This is a genomic window from Humisphaera borealis (genome assembly GCF_015169395.1).
Classification (GTDB): domain Bacteria; phylum Planctomycetota; class Phycisphaerae; order Tepidisphaerales; family Tepidisphaeraceae; genus Humisphaera; species Humisphaera borealis.
The window spans coordinates 623,884-644,097 of record NZ_CP063458.1 but is presented as its reverse complement, the minus strand read 5'-3'; the positions used below and the strand labels follow the sequence as shown (position 1 = coordinate 644,097).

Genomic DNA, 20,214 nt, shown 5'->3' with positions numbered 1-20,214 from the left:
GGGGGTAAATCGGTACTCGGGACGGAAGACCAGACCTGGTATCGAGCCGGCCACGTCGTTAGCGCGGCGGCGGCGGCACGACTTCAAAACCCGGCTCCTCCGGGAACTCCGCCTGCTCCAGTTTCGGCGCCAGCAGGTGAATCGCCGCGAACGCCAGCAGATACGCCAGACCGCAAACGATGAACACCGGCGTATAGTTCTGACCGTTCCGCTCCAGGATGATTCCGGTGACAGCCGAGAACAAGCCGAACCCGAGATACCCGCACATGCCGCCAAGCCCGGCCACGGAGGCCACCGCTCGCTTGGGGAACATATCCGACACGAGCGTGTAGAGGTTCGAACTGAAACCCTGGTGCGCCGCCAGTGCCGTGCCGACCAGAATCACGGCCACCCACAGGTGCGTCGTGTAGACCGCCGCGATCACCGGGACGACCATCAGCGCGCACGTCAGCAGTGTCACCTTGCGTGCCGAATTGACGCCCCAGCCGCGGTGCATCAGCGTGCTGCTGAGCCAACCCCCGGCGATACTGCCGACGTCGGCCATGATGTACGCCACGGCCATCGGCAGGATGACATCGGTTCCGGTGATGTTGTGGTTCTTCTTCAGGAACGAAGGCAGCCAGAACAGGTAGAACGACCAGACCGGATCGGTCACCGCCTTGCCAATCATGAACGCCCAGGACTGCCGGTAGGTGATGAGGCTCGCCCAGCGGATCTTGCCTGTTGATTCCGGCGGATCGGAATTAATGTGGGCCAGTTCGGCGGCGTTGACCCTGGGGTGCTCTTCGGGTCGGCGATACAGCGGAATCCACAGAAGCAGCCACACGAGCCCGACAGCACCCGTCACCACGAACGCCGATCGCCAACCGAAGTGCAGCGCGATGAGCGGCACGACGATCGGCGCGATGACCGCGCCCACATTCGCGCCTGCGTTGGCGACACCCATCGCCAGTGCCCGCTCCTTCTTGGGGAACCACTCGGCGAGGGTCTTGGTCGCAGCGGGGTAGGCCGGCGATTCGGTCAATCCCAACAGCGATCGCATGAACCCGAAGCCGACCGCCGTCCTTGCCACCGCGTGCAGCATCGACGCGATGCTCCAAGCCGCCAGCGCCACAGCGTAGCCCATCCGCACGCCCACGCGGTCAAGCCACCGGCCGCTCAGCACCTGTCCCAGCGCGTACGACAACCCGAACGCCGTACCGATGTAGCCGAACTCCGACTCGCTCAGCGGCCCCTTCGGCTGCTTCAAATAGTCGGGTGCAAGCAACCCGATGACCATCCGATCGACGTAGTTGATCGTGATCGCCAGGAACACCAGCACCAGCACCACCCAGCGAAAGCGGGACGCGCGCTGGGTCGGCTCCTGAGACAGTGGCAGTGCTTCGGCGGTCAACGATGAACTTCCTCCGACCGGCGGGTCGGAAACGCGGCTGTCGGTTGGCATGACTGCGGAGGCTAGCGAAGCCGACTTCAGTAGGCAAACAACTTATCTTGTGACGAAGGCAATCCTTGATGCCCACCCGAGTGCGAAGCATGCACGCCGGGTCTGAGTGGTACGCCGCGAAGACCAGGATTCAGCGAGAGGGATTGTCGGGTGGCATGGGCAAGCGAGTACGCTTGCCCATGCCACCCATTCCACGCCCGAACCCAGTCTACCGTTCAGATCCGGCGTGGCGGAGATCGCCTCGCCGTCCGCTTCGTGATCCCCACGGGGTTCGTTAGCGCGTGCCCACAGCACAGCGCCACCGCCAGTGCGTCGGCAACGTCGGGCGGGTTGGGCGGCTCGGGGAGATTCCAGATCAACTGCACCGCCCGCTGCATCTGCACCTTCGCCGCGTGACCGTGGCCGGCAATCGCCTGCTTGATTCTGTTGGCGGCGTACTCGTGCACCGCCAGCTTGTTGCGCCTGGCTACCAGCAGGATCACGCCTCGGGCATGGCCCATCAGGATCGACGTCCGCGGGTGCGTCACGTGGGCATACAACTGCTCCACCGCACACGCCGCCGGCTTGTGCTCGGCGATGATCGCCTCCAACTCCGTTTCCAGCTCCACCAGCCGGTCGGCGATCGACGCCTTGGTATCCAGCCGGATCACCCCGCCGTCGATCAGGTTGGACTTCAGCCCCAGGCAGTCAATGACGCCATAGCCAGTCAGCCGCAAGCCGGGATCGATGCCGAGGATCTTCATGGAGTAACCAATGACGAAGGTCGAAATCCGAATGACGAATGAATGCTCAAGATCCAATGATCCAATCGTCAGACGAGCAGTTCATTGAGTCATTCGGCCATTCGAACATTCATTCGCCATTCGAATTTCGTCATTCGTCATTGATCGCCAGGCGTCGGTCGAGCCATGACACCATTCACTTGGCGCTCGCCATCTCCGTCGCGAGCGCCTCAGCCTTCTTGCCCGTGGGGCTCTCGGGGTACTTCTTGGCGATCGCCTGCGCCTGGGCGACGAACGCCTGCTTCTGCGTCGCCTGGGCCCGGGCCGATGCCACGCTCATGCTCTCGAACATCTTGCGGGCCGCCAGCTCGTCGTTGACGGCTTTGTTCTTCGCGAGCGACTTGAGTGCGGTGTCGGCGTCTTTGCCGAGGTCTTCACCCACCCACGCCGCACTGACCTTTACGTAGGTGTCGTACGCCTTCACCGGATCGGTCTCAATATTCTTGGTCGCCTCGTCCATCCATCCCTTGGCTTCGGTCTTGAGCGTGTCCCACAGCTTGTTGGCCGACTCCATCGTCGCCTTGTTGCCGCCCTTGGTGTACTTCTTCAGCTCGCGAACCGCCGGCACGTACTGGCCCCACTCCAAGGCGTCGATGATCGGCATCAGCCGCTGGTCGTAGCCGGCGTCCTTAAACTTCCACATCGCACCCGACAGCGCCCGTTCGATGTCGGCCGGCTCCATCGAGTTGGCGACCACATTGCCCTTGGGCCCGATGACCCGGAACTGGTAGATGTTCTGGAGCGAGATCGTCCCCGTCCCGTACCGCGCCTGCATGACGCCGAACAGGTCGGAGAAGGTCGTCATCTTCAGCCGGGTCGCGGCGACGTAGCTCTTGGCGTCGATCAGCGTGTCCCCCGCCGCCACCGCGAAGAACTTCACCGGCTTGCCGGCGAACTGGTCCACCACCTTGTTGCGTTCGGGAATCAGCCCGCGGCACTTGGGACAGTCCTGGTCGTAAAAGAACAGCACGACCACCTTGCCCTGCATGTCTTCCAGCGAGTACCGCTGCCCGTCGGAAAACGACCCCGGCGGAAAGTCCTTCACATCCGCCGACGCGGGCATCGCAACGGCCAGCATCGCCGCAAGAATCGAAGCCGAGACAAAGGACCGAACCTGACGAGACGTCGATCGCAACATGTTGCACCTTTATAGGAAAGGAACCCCGATCGGTCGGCGGTCGACGACCGCGCCGCATGAAACGATATCCTCGGCAAGGTGTTCGACGCAATGTCGAAGCCGCCGAACGAACCCGAAGCAACCTCGCCAAACGAACCCAGTGCGGTGGCTTTGATTTGGGGAATTCGATGTTCTGGCGCATCCGGCGGCGGGTCGTGTTCCCCGGCGCTCCTTCGTCCATGGCCGAACGAACCCGAGGATGAAGCCGAACACCGAACAGCCAATCGCTGGCGGTCGCCGAACGAACCCAAGGCGTCCCTGCCGAACGAACCCGGGGCCGAAGGTAGGGTGGGGTTCACCCCACCGTATCCCGCAGGGCACCAGCGGTGTTCCCGCCGAGTGATGCTGCGTCACACGCCGAACGAACCCGAGAATGTGTTTACGAAGCACCTCCCATGAGCGCCGCTGCGTCGGCGAAACCGCCAGCGGGTCCCGCGGACGCCACTCCGCCACACGCAGATTGCCGAAGGAACCCAAGTGATAGATCACGGCGCAAGCTACGTCTCTACGTCTCCAAGTCTCTACGTCTCGACGACACCAAACCAGACCACTACGGCGCGATCAAGACCGATCGCCCCAGCCGTAGCGGCTCCGCCCCTGACGGACTTGCGGTGGTTCTCATCTCCCGGGCCGGTTCGTTGGCCCGGGCACGGCCGACACTCGAAACAGACACGGGCATGGGTGCATGCCCATGCCACAACCAGGGCGTCACCACCCACGATGCCAACAACCAGGCGGTCATCGGCGATCGCCAGTCGATCCCCGGACCAAGACGCGTTCCCCGAGGAGTAGACGCCTCTGCCCACGGATCACACCCGCCGGCCGGCGCACGGAGACCGGGCATCGGGGAGTTCCGACAGAGGAACCCACCGGCACCCACACGCTTGTACGGTATATGTTATGTAAGTGGCGAAAAGTTTCAAGACCATTCCCGGCGGTTCAAGCCGGCTCCCGGCGCACCAGCCGATCCGCCGACGGCGGGAGCCGTGCGCGGCCGACTCACGACTTGGCGAACGACCACGCGCTGAAATGCCCCAATAACCGATCGTGATGCGCACCCGTTGGTGCCCTGGGACCGTCGAGCGCCTGCTCGGCAATTCGAAGAGCCGAGCAAGCGCTCGGCGGTCCCAGGCTGCAGGTCGGCGCGACTCGAGGACGCCCTTCCATCCCCGCGCGCCAGCCATCCCTGCAAATGTCGACATCCTGCGTCGACAGCAAGATGGCGTATCCAACGCGGGATGAAGACCGGTCGTCATCGCCCCACCAACGATGTTTTTTGAAATTCGCGACAGTTTATCGGCTGAGGCGGCGGGCGATTCGCGCTATATAGTGTTTCTGGCGAGAGTGTTTACTTGGGTGGGTGGAGACGAGGACATGCAATTTCGTAGTCGTAACCGTCACAGGGTCATTTATTCGGCTGCTGCGATCGCGGCCATTCTCAGTGCCGCTTCGCAGACGGCGCTGGCAGCGGATGGCACCTGGACCAGCACCTTGAGCGGTCTCTGGAATGATCCGGCCAACTGGAACCTGAACGCCATCGCCGACGGCGCGGGTGCCACCGCGGACTTCAGCACGCTGAACATCACCGCCGACACGACGGTCAATCTTGATACGCCTCGCACCATCGGCAACCTGAAGTTCGGCGACACCACCACCGCGACGGCCGGGTCGTGGCTGCTTCAGAACAACGGCTCGGCGGCGAACATCCTCACGCTGTCGGCGGCGACGCCGACCATCACCGTCAATGCGCTGGGCACCGGCAAGGTCGCGAACATCGGTCTTCAGCTCGACGGAACCGCCGGCTTCGTCAAGGCGGGCGCGGGAACGCTGACGCTGTCGTCGGCGAGCAACTCTTACTCCGGCGTAACCGCAGTGTCGGCAGGTATTCTGCAAATCACCAACGCCGGTGCTTTGGGCAATACGTCGCGGGTGACGGTGGCCAGCGGGGCCGAGCTTCAGGTGGCGTCGGGCCTGACGATCTCCAAGGCCACGACGATTTCAGGCAACGGCACTGACAATCTCGGTGCGCTCAAGACGTCGGGAACGGCGACCTGGTCGGGACCGGTCACCCTTGGCGCGGACGGCGCACGCATCGGTACCAGCAGCACGACCGGCACGTTCACCGTCAGTGGCGTGATCGATTCCGGGGCGAGCACGTTCGGGCCGGCCATCCGTCTGGCCAACACCGCCACTGGCGCGGTAGTCTTCAGCGGTGCCAACACCTACCGCGGCAATACGCAGGTGGTCATCGGTACGCTTCGCCTGGGCGCCAATAACACGCTGCCCACCGGCACTGGCGTGGTGTTCGGCAACGGCGCTCAACAGGGCTTTGCCACGCTCGACCTGGGCGGCTTCAACCAGCAGGTGACAACCCTCTCGGCAGCGGCCAGCAACGGTGTGCCGCTGGCAATCGCCAATTCCGGCGGCTCGGCCAGCACGCTGACCGTCACCGGCACCTCGAGCTACCCGGGCACCATCGGCGGGAACGTCAACCTGCTGCGAACCGGCACGGGCACACTGACACTCGGCAACGCCAGCACCTACACCGGCACGACGACGTCTATCGGCGGCACACTGGCACTGGACGAAGGCCTGATCGCGACATCCACGGCGACCACGATCAGCAATGTGCTGCCTTCGACTGCGGTCGTGGAGCTGGCGGGTAGCACCCTGAGCTTCAGGGGCCGTGCCAACGGGGCGACGCCGGCCATGACCGGCTCGTGGGGCACGACCAACCCCCGGCTGATCACCCTGACGGCCGCCGCGGCCGGGCTCGCCGTCGGTCAGCCGGTCAGCGGGACAGGCATTCCCGCGGGCGCATACATCACCAGCATCAGCAGTGCGACGGCGTTCGTCATTAACACGAACCTGTCGGGCACCAGTTCCGGTGTGGCCGTGACGGCGACGGCAACCAACAACACCTCTTCCCAAACGCTCGCCGGCGTGACGCTCAGTCCCGGTATCTCGGCCGTGACGGTCAATTCCAATGGCGGCGACGGCACGACCCTGAACCTGGGCACGCTGTCGCGCCCGACCGGCGGCAGCACGGTGAGCTTCACGCTCCCGGCGATCGGCGCCATCAACACCACCACGGCGAACGCCAACTTCAGCGGCGGGCAGCAGACGATCCTCGGCGGGCACGCCCTTTTCGGCAGCACCACCTGGGCTGTCAGCGGCTCGGGTGCGACACCGGGCGCGATCAGCGGCCTGCCCGGTGCGTCGTACTATTCGACCGACCTGGCCGGCTCGGCCGGTAAGGATGTCGATGTCCTGGCGGCGTCGGCGACGGCGTCGTTCCCGGCAGGGACGATCAACTCCCTTCGATACAACACTGCCGGCACCTACAACAACGGGCTCAGCGGTCCGGTCGTGATTGCGACCGGCGGCATCCTGGCAACGACGGCGGTTACCACCCCGATCACGCTCAGCGGTTCCACCCTGACCTCGGGCAACGGCCAGGACCTGGTCCTGACGACCAACACAGGATCGAACTTCCTGATCGGTTCCAGCATCATCGACAACGGCGCGACGCCTATCGGCTTCACCAAGGCCGGCAGCGGCACCTACGTGCCGGCGAGCGGCGCGGTGAATACGTACAGCGGCCCCACCTACCTGCTGAGCGGATCGACCGTTCCGCAGATCAGCTCGGTCGGTTCGGCGTCGACCGCCAACCTGGTCAGCGGGCCCTTCGGCGTCGGTACGTTGTTCCTGGCGGGCAGCGCGATGCGGGCCAGTACCGCTGGCGTGATCACCGTAGGCAATGCCGTCACCCTGTCGGCCGACACAACGGTCCTCAGTTCGGGCACTGCCTCCAGCGACAGGGGCCTGACCTTCACCGGCCCGGTGACGATCACGGGCGGCACGCGCACGATCACCACCTCATCGGGCGCGGCGACGATTTTCTCCGGCGTGATCGGGGACGGCGGGAACAACTTCGGCCTGACCAAGGCCGGCACCGGCGCCGGACGTCTGGTGCTGACAGGAGCCAACACCTACACCGGCGGAACGACGATCACGGCCGGCACCCTCGCCGGTACGACGACGAGCCTTCAGGGGAACATCGTCAACAACGGAGCCCTGGTGTTCGACCAGACCGTCCCCACTCTGGCCGGCGGAAGCGCCATCGCGGCCGGCACATACGCCGGGGCGATCAGCGGGACCGGCAGTGTGACCAAGAGCGGCGCGGGGATCGTCAACCTCAGCGGCGCGCACAGCTACACGGGGATCACGTCGATCACCGGCGGCACGCTGGCGATTACGGCGGACGACCGGCTGCCCGATGCGAGCAACGTATCTCTCGGCGGCGGAACGCTTGCGACCGGCGGCTTCAGCGACCTCGTCGGGACGCTGACCCTCGCGTCGAGTTCATCGATCGACCTGGGCACGGGCACGAGCATTCTTCGCTTCGCAGCCAGCAACGCCCTGACCTGGGCCGGCACGCTGACGGTCGACAACTGGACCGGCACGCCCTTTAGTGGCGGCGGCACCGACCGTCTTTTCGTCGGCGGCGATGCCGGCGGGCTGACCTCGACCCAGCTCAGTCAGATCACGTTTACGGGCTTTGAGGCCGGCGCGCAAATCCTGCCGACCGGCGAAGTCATCCCCGTCCCCGAACCGGCCGGGGTTGCCCTGCTCGCGATGGCCGGCGCGGGCCTGCTGTCACGGCGTCGGTCGAGGAAATGAAGGGTGCGCTCGGGGAACTCGGGCGTGCCCGAAGAGAACACGCCGAAGAGAACACGAAGGCGCGAAGGCACGAAGAAGCCACGAAGTTGAGAAGAGAATCGGCCAAACGTCTTTACGTCGGCGCTGCATGGGGTTTGAGCCGAGAAGCAAAGGACGCCAGGAAGGAAAGCTTCCTGGCGTCTTTGATTTCTTAGCACAAAAGTCATTGGCGAACAGGCGCGGGCTCGAGGGCTGACTGATTCAGTGAACTTCTCGCTCGCTTCGTGCCTTCGCGCCATCGCGTTCTCTTCGACCCGCCGGAGTTCTCTTCGCCGCCGCGGCGTTCTCTTCGCCCCCCAACCGATCACTTCAGCTCGACCGTCCAGTATGCGTTATCCAAGAACTGCTTCCAGCTCTTGTAACGCTCATCAGCCAGGCGGATGTTGATCACCGGGCTGCGCTTGGGCTTGATTGGCTTGGTGATCAGGTGCATGTTGGCCTGCGTCGGCGTGCGGCCGCCCTTCTTCACGTTGCACTTCACGCAGCAGCAGACGATGTTTTCCCAGTTCGCCTTGCCGCCCTGGCTGCGCGGGACTACGTGGTCCAGCGACAGGTCGGTGGTCGCGAACTTCTTGCCGCAATACTGGCACTTGTTGCTGTCGCGGGCGTAGATGTTCCGGCGGTTGAACTTGACGTCCTGCCGCGGGAGCTTGTCGTACCCCAACAGCCGAATGATGCGCGGCACCGCGATCTGGAAGCGCACGGTGTGAATCCAATCGAACTGATCGGGTTCGAACGTGCGCTTGAGCTCGCTCAGCTCCGCCCACTCGGTGAAGTCCATGTTCTGCCAGTGGTGCTGGCCGGCGGTGTCGGTCTCGATGTGGATGACCTCCGCGAGGTCGCGGAAGAGCATCGAGAACGCCCGGCGGACGTTGATGACCCGAATCGCCTGGTAGAAGCGATTGAGCACCAGCACGTTGGCATTGAGGGCGGGAGAGATACCAGAGGCGGCGCCTGGGGCGCTGCCGAACGACGAATGAAGTTGGCCCGGCTCGATCGTCATCGTTGGTGACCGTTCTCGAAGGTGGCCACGTCCGAAGCGGGAATCAGCGCGAGCTGCTCGTTTTAGTTCATCGAGCAACCGCAAGGCGTTGCCGATCCAAGGTGGACTGACTGAAGGTCAAACACCCACCGCCCCGAACGTCCGCAGGATTGTAGCCAGCTGATATGCGGAAAACCAGAGTGGCAGCGGAGTCAGGAGTCAGAAGTCGGAAGTCAGGTAAAGGCAGAGCTAACTCTTCGGACTTCCGACTTCTGACTTCCGGCTTCTGACTTCTGCCCTACTTCTGCTTTCCCATGATCAGCAGGGAGATTGTCAGCGTCTGCAGCGCGATCGCCAGCACGACGGTGGACTGGAACGCGCTCGTGTCCTTATTGAAATATGAATAAAACAGCGCCGCCAGCGCGAGCACCTGGGTGATGCCGGCGAACAACTTGCTGGCGGAGAAGTCGGTCGATACCAGGTCGTCGCGGCGGCGCAGTTCCGCGAGGATCTGTTCCAGCAGCACCTCGGTGCGGGACGAATCGCCAGCATCGCGCGGGCGGCGGCGCTCGGCGGCGTCGGCGGTGGGGTCGGAAACGTCGCCTGTTTCGGTGGGTTCCATCAAGTCTTCCCGGCGGAGTCCCCGCTTAGGCGGCGACGCGGACAATGCTGCACTGTCGTTAGACGACGCACTCGCCTGCGGTGTTACCTCGGCCGGTTCGGTCGGGGCCGGTTCTGCCCTGGCGGTCGGTTCGGGCTCGGCGCTCGCGGGGGGTTCGACCGGCGCTGCGGGCTCGGACCGGGCGGGCACTTCAGCGACCGGCTGTTCGGGCGCAATCGCCGGGGTTGATGCCACCGGCTCGGGATCGGATTCGCCGGCGGCGGACTCGGCGACGACTGGATCGGGTGTTGGTGTTGGTGCCGGGGTTGGCGTGTGTGCCGGTGTGTATGCCGGCGTCGGGGCGTACGACGGCCGTGACGGCTCCTGCTCGACCGGCGGTTCGACCTCGTCCACCACCGGATCTTCGATGGGCGCGGCGGGCGCAACAGCCGTCGTGACCGGCGCGGGCGGGCTGGCCGTCGCGCTGGACCGCGGGATGTCAGGGCGGGCGGCGGAAACGGCCGACGTCAGCGAGGTGCCGCTCTTGGCCAGGCGCATGCGCTCGCCCCAGCTCATGCCGGCCGGCATCGGCTGGCTGGGCTTGACGACGAACCCGCCCTGCTTCGGGGTTTCGGGCTTGCCAGCTTCCGGCTTCGACGGCTCCGGCTTCGCGGCGGCGGGCTTGATCGGTTCCGAAGGCTTCGGACGGGGCGTCAGCTTCACGGGTTCCTCTGCTCGAACGTCGGCCGACCGGGCGGCCGTGGGTGTGGTTGACGAAGTGGTGGCGGCCGCCGGGGACGAAGTGACCCGGGCAGCGGCCGCGGATGATCCGCCGGACCCCGACGAGGTCCAGGCGTCGCCGGCGGTCGAACCGGCGGCGAGGGTCGTTGGCGACGGTACGCCGGCGCGGGCGGCGGCCGAAGCCGTGCCGGCAGCTGCGGCGGTCGTCGCATTCGCCGCAGTCCCCGCCGTGGCCGATGGTTGCGACGCGGCTGGCTGACCGAGGTTGCGGGCGATGAAGTCGACGGCTTCCTTCAATGACCCGGCGACAAAGTCCGGCGACGCCTCCGACCCTTCATTGGTCGCCGGCGACGGCGGCAGCGACGCGATCTTCAGCAGCACCGTCCGCAGGCCGGCGGTCTGCCCGGCGGCGATATCGCGCGGGGCATCGCCGATCACCCAGCTCCGCGGCAGGTCCAGGTTCAGCACCGCGGCCGCCTGGTAAATCATGCCCGGCTTGGGCTTGCGCAGTTCGCTGTCCACGCGATACCGATCGACCTTCGCCGTCGGGTGGTAGGGGCAGAAGTCGTGGCGGTCGATGGTTGCCCGGGGGTTTTCCTCGTGCAGGAGGTCGTCGAGGCGGTGGTTGACCGCGTGGACCGCCTCTTCGGGGAACATGCCCCGGGCGACGCCGGACTGGTTGGAAAACACGACCGCGGCGAAACCGAGCTCGCGTACGCGGGCGACCGCATCGGCCGCACCGTCCACCAGGACGACCTTGTCCGGGTCGCCGAGATAGCCGTCGCAGGCGATCAGCGTGTTGTCTCGATCAAAGAAGACGGCCGGCCGGTTCATCCATGCCCTTTCGAAAAGGCTTATTCCGGCGCGGTTTCCCTCCCACGCCGCCGCGAACCACGTCCGCGGCCAGTACGACTTTCGGACAAGCAACGCATTATCCGCAGGCGGGCGTGAGGTTCAACACGGCGAGGCTGCCGCGACAGGGCTTTCGGACGTGAGGGGGGATGGAAAACAGTTGGCATGCGGCGGCTCGCTGCTATCGAACGTAGTCTACCGAGTCGCGACGCCAAGGCGGCCGGGCTGTCTGGAATCGCAAAGACCCGGCCGATTTCGGCCGGGTCTTCGGATCGTAGTGGCGGCGAACGATCTACGCCTACTTGAGCTTGAGCTCGACGATGCCGCCCTGCTCTTCAAGCTTCTTCTTGAGGGCTTCGGCGTCGGCCTTGGGGAGGGCTTCCTTGACGACCTTGGGAGCGCCTTCCACTAAGTCCTTGGCATCCTTAAGGCCCAGGCCGGTCGCTTCGCGAACGACCTTGATGACCGGGATCTTGTTATCGCCGACCGACTTAAGGACGACGTCGAAAGTCTTCCCCTCTTCCTTCGTCAGGTCGAGCCTGGGGCTGAGCGAGAAGACCGTGCTGAGGTTCGGCTGCGCGGCGGGGACCGTCATCGCGCGTGTGTTCTTTGCATCGGTTGCGCGGGCAAGCAGCCCGCCGGTCTTCTTGTTGCGAAACTCGAAGCCGTCCTTGACCGCCGTGGGAATCCAGAGCTGGCCGGTGTCGCCGTCGCGCGGCGTGGTGGAGACGACACTGCCGTCGGGCGCGACCGTCAGCGCGCGGGCGTCGAGCGTATTGATGATCATCCACTCGCCTTGCGTGCGCTCGATGAAGGTCCAGCAGGGCTGTGCGGGCTGAGGGATAAACTCAACCACTCCGAAACCGCGCGATATCAGCGTCGACCCCGGGGCGCCCAAGGAGTGGCTCGTCAACTGCAACGTCGGCGGGATCTTCAACTGATCCAGCAGTGCCGGCGGCAGCGGCGCGTTGGGCGCGGCGGACGGCCGCACGCCGGTGCGATTGGCAAACAGGTTCACTTCCGGCGTCTTGGCACCCGGCGAGAAGCTACCCCAGGCGTCTTTCGGCAGAACGTTCTTATTCTGTACGACGGCGTCGCGGAAGTCTTTCAGCAGCGCGTACTCGTAGTGAATCCAGAGCGTGGAGGTCATCGTGCCGTTGCCGCTGAAGTCCATCACCACCGGGGCTCGTCCCTGGCGCCAGCCGCCGATGTTGCTGGGGTATTGGAAAACGTATTTCTCACCGGCTTCGTCCTTGCGATCCTTGAGGAGCGTCTTGTTCCCCTTCTTCATAGTCATGTGTTCGTTGAACATGATGTCCTTGCGGAGCGGCAGCTGGACGGGCTTTTCGCTCGCCCAGAGCACGCTGCCGGCGATCGTCGGGGCGTCGGCCACGAGCATGTCAAACGGGAAGACGAGCGGGGCCTTGCCGACGGGGAACTCGGCTCGGCCCATCTCGCGGATCAGCATTTCGTCGATGCTCAGCGATTTTCCCTTGGCTTTCTGATCCGACCCGACGGTCTGAAACCAGCCAGCGACGTGGACGAACGCATTGTCGCGGAGCGCTCCGGGCACCCGGATGAGCATCTGAGTGTTCTTCGGATCGCCGAACGGCTGAATGCCCTGGCTGGTGCCCATCTTGATCCGGCGGACCTGCTCGGCGGGTGCGGTCTTTGCGAAAATGTCGACCGGCGGGTTGGCCACGAGGAACGGCAACCCGGCCGCGTGCAGATGCTCGGGAAGCGGTGCGTCGTTGCTTCCGGTCAGGTAGGGCCAGAACTGGATCGTGCCGTCGAGCTTCAGGTCGATGCCCTGGGGCGGCGTGGGCATGGTCACGGTGGTGGTGCCGGCCTTCAGCTTCCAGTCGTCCATGCTGATCCCCTTGTACCGGACGGCGAGGATCTCGGCCGGTGGGGGTGGTGGTGGCGGGGTTTGCAGCTCTGTGACCACCCTCTTGGCGTTCTCGGCCTCCGGGCCCTTCAGTTCCTGCACCGCCGAGGCAATGACCTCGTTGCGGTAATGCGGCAGCGCCGTCGCGAGCACCGCACGCAGCTCGGTATAGATGTGCGGCTCTTCGGGGAACTGCTGTGGGGTCATCAGGTCGGTCAGCGGGCGAAGGTCCAGCGCGATGGGCATCGGCGACTGCGGATCGCCCATCGAACGCACGATCGTCGTACCGTCGCGCGATGTGGCGGTCTTGACCTCCTTGGTCACCTCCGTGTTGCCGCTCTTGCCTTCGTTGACCGACACCTCCAATGACGACTGGCCACTGGTGCTTTCAGTCCTCACGCGGTCGGTGACGGTCATCTCCGTCAACTCGATGTTTCCAAACACCATCGCGAGCGGGTAATGCGTACCCCAGGTGTCAAAGAAGTTGTAGACCAGTTGCGGACGGGCCTGCGGAGGTGCCGCCGAGAGTTGGCCGTGCAGCGTGCGCAACGCCATGGCGTATTCGTCGCTGATGCGCATCGCCTCCTTGCGATGGAGCATTGTGTGCTTCTTTTCCCACTTGGTTCGCAGCAGCTTTTCCGTGCCGTCGCTGGAACTGCTGGCCATGTCCTTGATGGATTCGTACTGCACGACGATGTTCAGGTTTACCGTTCCCTGCGCGGTAACCGGGATCATCCCGCCGGTGCCGACCGTGACCGATCCACTGACGCCGGCGCCGATGCGGCTGGTCCTCGTGGCGTTGTATTCACTGGCGTTGCTCACCAGCTTGGTTGACGAAGAGTCCAGAGCCAGGTTGTCCGCCATCACCTCCAGGTCGTATGGCAAGATCATCTGTTCGCTGAGGTTGAGCTTGAACATCTGTTCGGCTTCAGGAACGCGGATCACAGGCGTCGTCGTTGCTGTGCCGGTCACCAGAAGCTGCCAGGGATGCATCTTGACGATGTTGTAGCTCCGATAGATCCGGTCGTAGAGTTTTGGGTACGCTGTGTAGAGGAAAACAAGCTGAAGTGAGTCGTTCTGTGCCTTGAGCTTGGCCGTCTCGGCGGGGGTCATGCGTTGGGCCGATGGGCTGGCGATGCGAAAGTCGACGATGCTCTTGCGCTTCATCCGCACTTCGCCAGACGCGATGCCTGCGAACTTGCTTTCTCGCTTCATATCGCTCACCGACCACCTTAGAAACCGCTCCCTGCCGACGGTGACGTGCTCGGCGACCACACCATCGCTGTTGCTCCAGTGGTGACATTTGAGCTTCCACAACTCGCGGTCGTTATCGGCGACGGGAGAGATCGTGCCGAGGAAGTTGCCGTCCTCGAAGACGTTGTACGTTCGGTCGGCGATCTTCTGCGGAAGCGTCGCGGTCGCCGGCAGGAAAGTGAACACCGGATAGTCGTCGAACACGCTGGTGTCGGTCTGGGTCTGATGAGTCGCGGCACCTTCGGTGATCCAGGCACCGGCGAGCGGATCGGCGAATCGAAGGACCGGATCGGCACCAGTTGTCATAACCATGCGCGACGCGTTCCAGCGCCGCCCGACAAAGTCGCCGTACGCGATCAGGTGGCCGTACTCGGGGAGCATGGTGAGGTCGGCCAGGTCGATGAGCCGGCCGAAGTTGGACAGGCGGGCGGCGTCGTTTTCCTCAAAGTCGCCGAAGTCCCAGAACCGCAGTCCACCGATGAATCCGTTGAACGGATAGACCACGGGCTCGGCCGGGTCGCCGTCGGCAGGTTTGGTCGCCGGGGCGTACGCTTTCGGGTCCCAGCCGAGCGAAACGGTCGTTGCGGCCTTGCCGAACGTCGCGGGAATGGTTCCCTGCAACTGCCCGTTGACGAAGATGCGGATGTCGTCGCGGCCGGGGCGTTTCGCGAGAAGGATGTGGTAGGTCGAGCCTTTGACGAACTCGATGGGGTCGCGCTTGCCGAAGTCGTCGGCCTTGGAGAGCTTGGCGATCTGCTTGCGGGTCTTCTCGTTGTTGCCCAGAACCGAAACGTCATTAAGCACGCCGATGCTTGCCGTCCCGTCGACGCCCGGCCCGACGACGATTGCCGCCTTGAAGTCGGCGCCAACACCCAGCGTCATGACGATGGAGTAGGCGTCATCGACGAACTTGTCCTGAGCGAAAGTCTTCATCGCCGAGTGTTCGCCCTGGTGGCGATACCAGAACTCGACGGCACCCTCGGCCGAGAGGTCGACCAGGCCATGGGTGGGCAATACCACCGTTCTGCCCAGGACAACCTCATGCATGTAGGTGGAGTCGGCCCGGAGCAGCCCGGCCGAGCAGAGCAGGAAGAACACTGCGATCAGAGAGATGGATTTCATGGGACGTCTCGTAGGGCGGGCGGAAGCGGACTGCGGTTCGGTTTCACCACGGCCGTGACACCGTCCCTGACACGGGTTTCCAACCCGCGCGGGTGATGTCGGGGTCGCAGTTCGTCAATCCTCAATGCTTTGACTCTTATTTTCTATTGAGTTGAGGATCAGGATTCTTCGACGTTCAATGGTCGTTCGCACGGGTTGGAAACCCGTGTCACGTACGCTCGATCGTCACGGCGACTTGGGGGCACCAGTCGCCCCGCTGCTCGATGCTGACGATGACGACGCCTGATTGAGCGACCTGACCGCTGTCGAGCGTGTCAGCTTCGGCCGGACTTCATTGTCGGGCGTCAGCTTGCCGTAGACCGTCAGCCGGCGGTTGGCATTGCCCGTGGCATTGCCGGCACCGGCAGTGCCCGCGGACTTGGCCAGTGCGTCGTCTGGCGTCAGCCGGCCGTAGATCGTCCCCCGCCCGGTCAGCGGCGGAACCTTGTCGTAGATGCGGTCGGTCTTCAGTTGCCCGTAGACCGTGCCGGCGCTGGAATTGCCGTCACCTACGGGCGGCGCAACGCGCACATAGGTTTCAGTCGGCGGCCCCTTACCGTAGGGTGAAACGCTCGGCGGCGCAATGCCGTACGGCGACGCGCTCGGCGGCGCCTTGCCGTACGTCACCGGCAGCAGGATCGACTCGCTGACCCGGCCGTACGTCCCGCCGCCGGCGTGCAGCACGGATCCAGGGCGGTCGTAGATATTTCCGGGCGCGATCGAGCCTTCCGACGGGGGTCGCAGATTCCCGATGATCATGTATTCCCCATTGCCCCCGACGCTCGCCCGGCGACCGGCCACACCGCCGCCGATGATCGCCTTGATCTCCTGCGTCGACGCCGACAGGTTCACCGTCGGTAGATCGACGGTGCCGCCGCCGATGCTGGCCGTACGGCGCAAGGTGGGCAGCGGCATCGGCCGCTCCCACTGGGTTGGTGCCGCCGGCGCGGGACCGGCCGAACCGTTGACCACGCCCGTCGGCCGACCGGTCGGGGCGGTCGGCCGAATCGTCCCTTCCGACCCGGCCCGCTGCGGACGAATACCCCGCGCCGAAGGACTGATCGACGCCGGCAACTTCGCCGCGCTGGCGCTGGTCTTGAGCGCCTGATTGCCGGCGGGTTTCGGGCTTGGCGATCGCCGCAACTTGTTCCACGCCGACTTGAACTTCTCCTTCAGGCCCGCCTCGGCGGGCGTCGACGGGACTGCCATCGCCAGCGCGATCGCGACGACCGTCAGCAACCCGAAACTGCGATGACCGGACTTCATGGTGGACTCCTATCACGTCGCGAAGGCCCACAGGCGAGCATGACTCGGGTGCAACAGGTCGCGCATGGCACCCGGAGCGTGCCCGCCGCTATCACTTCTCCACCGTCACCTGCGTCCGCTTCAGGATCGCCTGATACTCGGCGTTGAACCGGCTCGCTGTGACGGGGCTGACGTTACCCGTCAGTGACGGCATACGGAGACCGTAGAGCCCCTGGCTCGCCTGCCAAGTGCTGCCGACGGCCTTCTGAAGGCCTGGCTGCATTTGGCCAACGGGCGTCGGCGGCGGCGCGGTTCGAGCGGCGGCATCCATCGCCTGCTTCGCGTTAGCCGTCGCCTGCCTCATGTTCGCCTCGATCGCGTCCGGACTTGCACCACGAATGAACGGCCGCGCCCCGATGACGTTCTGCGGCGCTGCGCCCGGTGGCACATCCTTCGTCGTCCACTTGCCCACGCCCGGCGAGTTCACCAGCGCCTCGCGCGGCACCAGCTTCGTTACCGGCGGCATCTGCGAGACCGGTGTCGTGCCCAGTTTCGCGGTGCGGGAAGCCGAAATCGCGCCCGCCGCGCCACCGGCGGCCACCGGGCCGCCGCTCGGAAGCTTGCTGTAAATCACCGGCTGCGGGCCGACCGGTGGACCCGGTGCACGCGGACCGGGCGGCGGTGTCACGGCAGGCGGCGGTGTGCTCCCCGGCGGTCCGGGGATCGGAAACATCACCTGCGGTCGAGGCGGCATACGCTCATAGATCACCGGCGTGCGCACCGACGAAGCGGCACTCCCCGCTGAGGCCATGGGCGGTGGTGGAGGTGGAAGTGTCACCGCCGGTGCCGGGCCCGCCACCGGACCGGGTGGCCCAGACGGTGGAGGCGGGAGCACCGCCGAACCAGGGGACGCCCGGCCGTACACATCCGGCTTGGCCGCCGTCTTCAGGTCCGCCATCGCCCGCCGCGGACTGCCGGGCATCTCCGTGCGATTGCCGGCCGGCGTGACTGCCGCGACCGGTTGGGGTCGGATCGGTTGATTCCATTGCGTCTGTGCCGACGCCGACGGCGCCGGGGCCTGAGCCGCGGCGTTCGCCACGCCCATCGGCCGACCGGTCGGCGGCGGCACGCGCGACGGCGCGAGTGCAGGACTGCCGATCGGCGTCGCCGCAGCGCGGTTCATCATCCCCGGCGACATCGCCGCCGGGGCTCGCGACGGTGCTGCGCCAGTTCGCAGCGCCTGGTTGCCCGCCGGCTTCGGCGTCGGCGGTTTGCGAAGCTTGTTCCACGCCGACTTGATCTTCTGCTTGAGCCCCGCCTCCACCGGCGGCGGACATGCGAGCAGCGCGATCATCGCGCCCGCGACAATCACGGCGATCCAACGGCGTCGCCGAACTGATGACGTATTCATGGCCGGACCTCGGGTAAACGAGTCGTTCAACGGGCGCATGCCCGCTGAAGCGGCATCCCTGGACACAGGCGCTTACTTGGCGGCGTCGGCCTTGGGGGCGTCGGGCTCGGCGATCTCGTTCCACTTGTCGGGCTTGCCCTCGGCGGACACCATCGTCCAGGTGCGGCCGGTGAGCTTGTCGATCCGCATCACGACCATCGTGCTGTCCGATACGTGGAACATGTCGATGTCGTAGGTGCCCGGCAGCAGCGGGCCGGCTTCTTCAATCAGCTGCCACTTTGCGGTCCGCAGGTTCAACCGCCAGGCGACGCCGGCGATCGGGCTGAAACGCACGGTTTCGTAGAAGCGGTCGAACGGCAACTGCCGCAGTTCGAAGTTGGCCGGCTGCGGAAGCGCCGCGATCGAGCCGTTGCCGGAGATGTAGGTCAGCGTGCCGAAGTCTTCGTCGCGGAACGCTTCGACCGGAACGCGCTTGGTCTTCTCGGTGAAGTTGGCTTCGCCGGTATTGCGCACGGCGACGTCAATCCCGCGGAGCGGCGTGAGCGCGCTGATCGCGTCCGCCGGCAAGGTCGCCGGCCCGGCAGCCGGGGTTGCCGGTGCGGCATCCTGGCTGACCACCTTCATCGACAGGGCACCGATGACCAGAAGCATCAAAGCCACGACGAACAGCCCGGAGCGATTCATGGGAAGCCTCAAAAGTGTGAAAACTGCGGCGCGGCCGCTTTAAGCAAACAGCCCGAAACCCTGCGTCGCACCCAGCGGGTTGAGACGCTACTGATACTACCGTCGGCAGACAAGCAAAAACTATTAACGTTAAGCAGAGATGTGAATAACCAAGTTGACTGACTCGGCGACGAGGCGCTGTTGCTCAAAGACGTGCCAGGAGTTCAGCCTTCTTCGCCGCGAACTCTTCAGGCGAAACAATCCCCTTTTGTTGCAAATCCGCGAGCCGCTCGATCTTGGCGAAGATGTCCGCTTCCTGCGCGCTCCCGCCCGCGGGCGGGTTTGGCGACTGCACTGACGGCACATATGGAGTTGCGCTGTTCGATGACGTGTTGTACGGCGAGGCGACGTTCTGCGATGAAAAGTTCTGGACCGATTGCGGCGGAGCGCCGTTGATGGCGACCACCGGCAGGCTTGCGACGTCGATCGTGCCGTACTGGCTGCTGAGGGTGATCGTCGTGCCGGCCCCCTGCTGCTGCGATACCCCGCCGATCTGATGATCGAGCGTGTCGTAGATCGTCACGTTCCCGTTGATCTCAATCGCCAGTCGGCGGGCGTTTGAGAAATAGGCATAGCGGATGTTGTTCTGCCCGCCGCTGCCGTTGGGACTGCCGAACTCGGCGGGCCACCAGTTGCCGGACCCGTTGGGCGCAAAGAGACTGACCTGACCACCCGCCGACGCATAGCCGCCCGAAGGCTGGTTCTGCCACTGCGGCGGCGGTGGCGGCACGAACGGCTGCTGGGCGAGCAACTGCGACAGTTCGTTACAAAGACCGTCCACCTTGGACTTCAGTCCGTAGTTGAACATGTCGCCGACCATCGTTATGCCACCCTGCATCCACTGCCCCCCGCCGCCCAGTTCGGCGATGTAGAACTGGGCCATGGTCCCGTTCCCGTTGACGACGGACTGGAGCATGCTCATGACGGCATCGGTGCTGACGCCGTAACGCTGCGAGAGGTCGATGATCTTCTGCCAACCCTGATCGGTAAGACGTTGCACGAGCGAGACTCCTGTTACTAAATCGCGGCGATCCGCCGTTCGCCGGGCCTACATCCTGGGAAGTCAGGGATACAACCGGTTCGAGGAGGGATGGTAGTCCAGTCCGATCGGCCGGACCAGCTTACATCTTTGGAACAGGGGTTACTTCGGGTTACTTCGTGGGCCTCGGCCAACCGCCCGTCTGCAATCGCCTTGTCACTGATTGCGTTGACATACTGCTTGCGTTGACAT

10 protein-coding genes and 1 pseudogene are annotated in these 20,214 nt (G+C 64.8%); 1 reads left to right on the top strand and 10 read right to left on the bottom strand.

Features of this window, described 5'->3' with window-relative positions:
- Nucleotides 1-58: 58 nt before the first annotated feature.
- The 3 genes from IPV69_RS02485 to IPV69_RS02475 all read right to left on the bottom strand — a co-directional run bounded on the left by IPV69_RS02485 (nucleotide 59) and on the right by IPV69_RS02475 (nucleotide 3,364).
- Complete coding sequence (locus tag IPV69_RS02485) at nucleotides 59-1,444, bottom strand: MFS transporter (protein WP_206293335.1); 1,386 nt, start codon at nucleotides 1,442-1,444, stop codon at nucleotides 59-61.
- A gap of 215 nt (nucleotides 1,445-1,659) precedes the next feature.
- Nucleotides 1,660-2,187, bottom strand: a complete 528-nt coding sequence (gene ruvC, locus IPV69_RS02480) for a crossover junction endodeoxyribonuclease RuvC (protein WP_206293334.1) — start codon at nucleotides 2,185-2,187, stop codon at nucleotides 1,660-1,662.
- 175 nt (nucleotides 2,188-2,362) lie between these two features.
- Complete coding sequence (locus IPV69_RS02475; protein WP_206293333.1) at nucleotides 2,363-3,364, bottom strand: TlpA family protein disulfide reductase; 1,002 nt, start codon at nucleotides 3,362-3,364, stop codon at nucleotides 2,363-2,365.
- Between the two features lie 1,413 nt (nucleotides 3,365-4,777).
- Here IPV69_RS02475 and IPV69_RS02470 point away from each other — a divergent pair.
- Nucleotides 4,778-8,086, top strand: a complete 3,309-nt coding sequence (locus IPV69_RS02470; protein WP_206293332.1) for a beta strand repeat-containing protein — start codon at nucleotides 4,778-4,780, stop codon at nucleotides 8,084-8,086.
- A 343-nt stretch (nucleotides 8,087-8,429) separates the two neighbouring features.
- Here IPV69_RS02470 and IPV69_RS02465 read toward each other — a convergent pair whose 3' ends face one another.
- The 7 genes and pseudogenes from IPV69_RS02465 to IPV69_RS02435 form a co-directional block, all read right to left on the bottom strand.
- A complete protein-coding gene (locus IPV69_RS02465) occupies nucleotides 8,430-9,128 on the bottom strand; it encodes an HNH endonuclease (protein ID WP_206293331.1) in 699 nt (232 codons plus the stop codon).
- A gap of 277 nt (nucleotides 9,129-9,405) precedes the next feature.
- The gene (locus IPV69_RS02460; RefSeq protein WP_206293330.1) at nucleotides 9,406-11,283 is read right to left on the bottom strand and encodes a D-glycero-alpha-D-manno-heptose-1,7-bisphosphate 7-phosphatase; all 1,878 of its coding nucleotides are present in this window, start codon (nucleotides 11,281-11,283) and stop codon (nucleotides 9,406-9,408) included.
- A 316-nt stretch (nucleotides 11,284-11,599) separates the two neighbouring features.
- Nucleotides 11,600-11,824, bottom strand: a pseudogene (gene rplL / locus IPV69_RS02455) (50S ribosomal protein L7/L12); the annotation flags it as partial.
- Nucleotides 11,825-15,790: 3,966 nt separating this feature from the next.
- A complete protein-coding gene (locus IPV69_RS02450) occupies nucleotides 15,791-16,870 on the bottom strand; it encodes a hypothetical protein (RefSeq protein WP_206293329.1) in 1,080 nt (359 codons plus the stop codon).
- A gap of 91 nt (nucleotides 16,871-16,961) precedes the next feature.
- The gene (locus IPV69_RS02445) at nucleotides 16,962-18,260 is read right to left on the bottom strand and encodes a hypothetical protein (protein WP_206293328.1); all 1,299 of its coding nucleotides are present in this window, start codon (nucleotides 18,258-18,260) and stop codon (nucleotides 16,962-16,964) included.
- A 72-nt stretch (nucleotides 18,261-18,332) separates the two neighbouring features.
- The gene (locus tag IPV69_RS02440; protein WP_206293327.1) at nucleotides 18,333-18,944 is read right to left on the bottom strand and encodes a hypothetical protein; all 612 of its coding nucleotides are present in this window, start codon (nucleotides 18,942-18,944) and stop codon (nucleotides 18,333-18,335) included.
- A 184-nt stretch (nucleotides 18,945-19,128) separates the two neighbouring features.
- Nucleotides 19,129-19,983 carry an SHOCT domain-containing protein gene (locus IPV69_RS02435; protein WP_206293326.1) on the bottom strand — a complete coding sequence of 285 codons (855 nt, stop codon included), beginning with the start codon at nucleotides 19,981-19,983 and terminating at the stop codon, nucleotides 19,129-19,131.
- Between the last annotated feature and the right edge of the window lie 231 nt (nucleotides 19,984-20,214).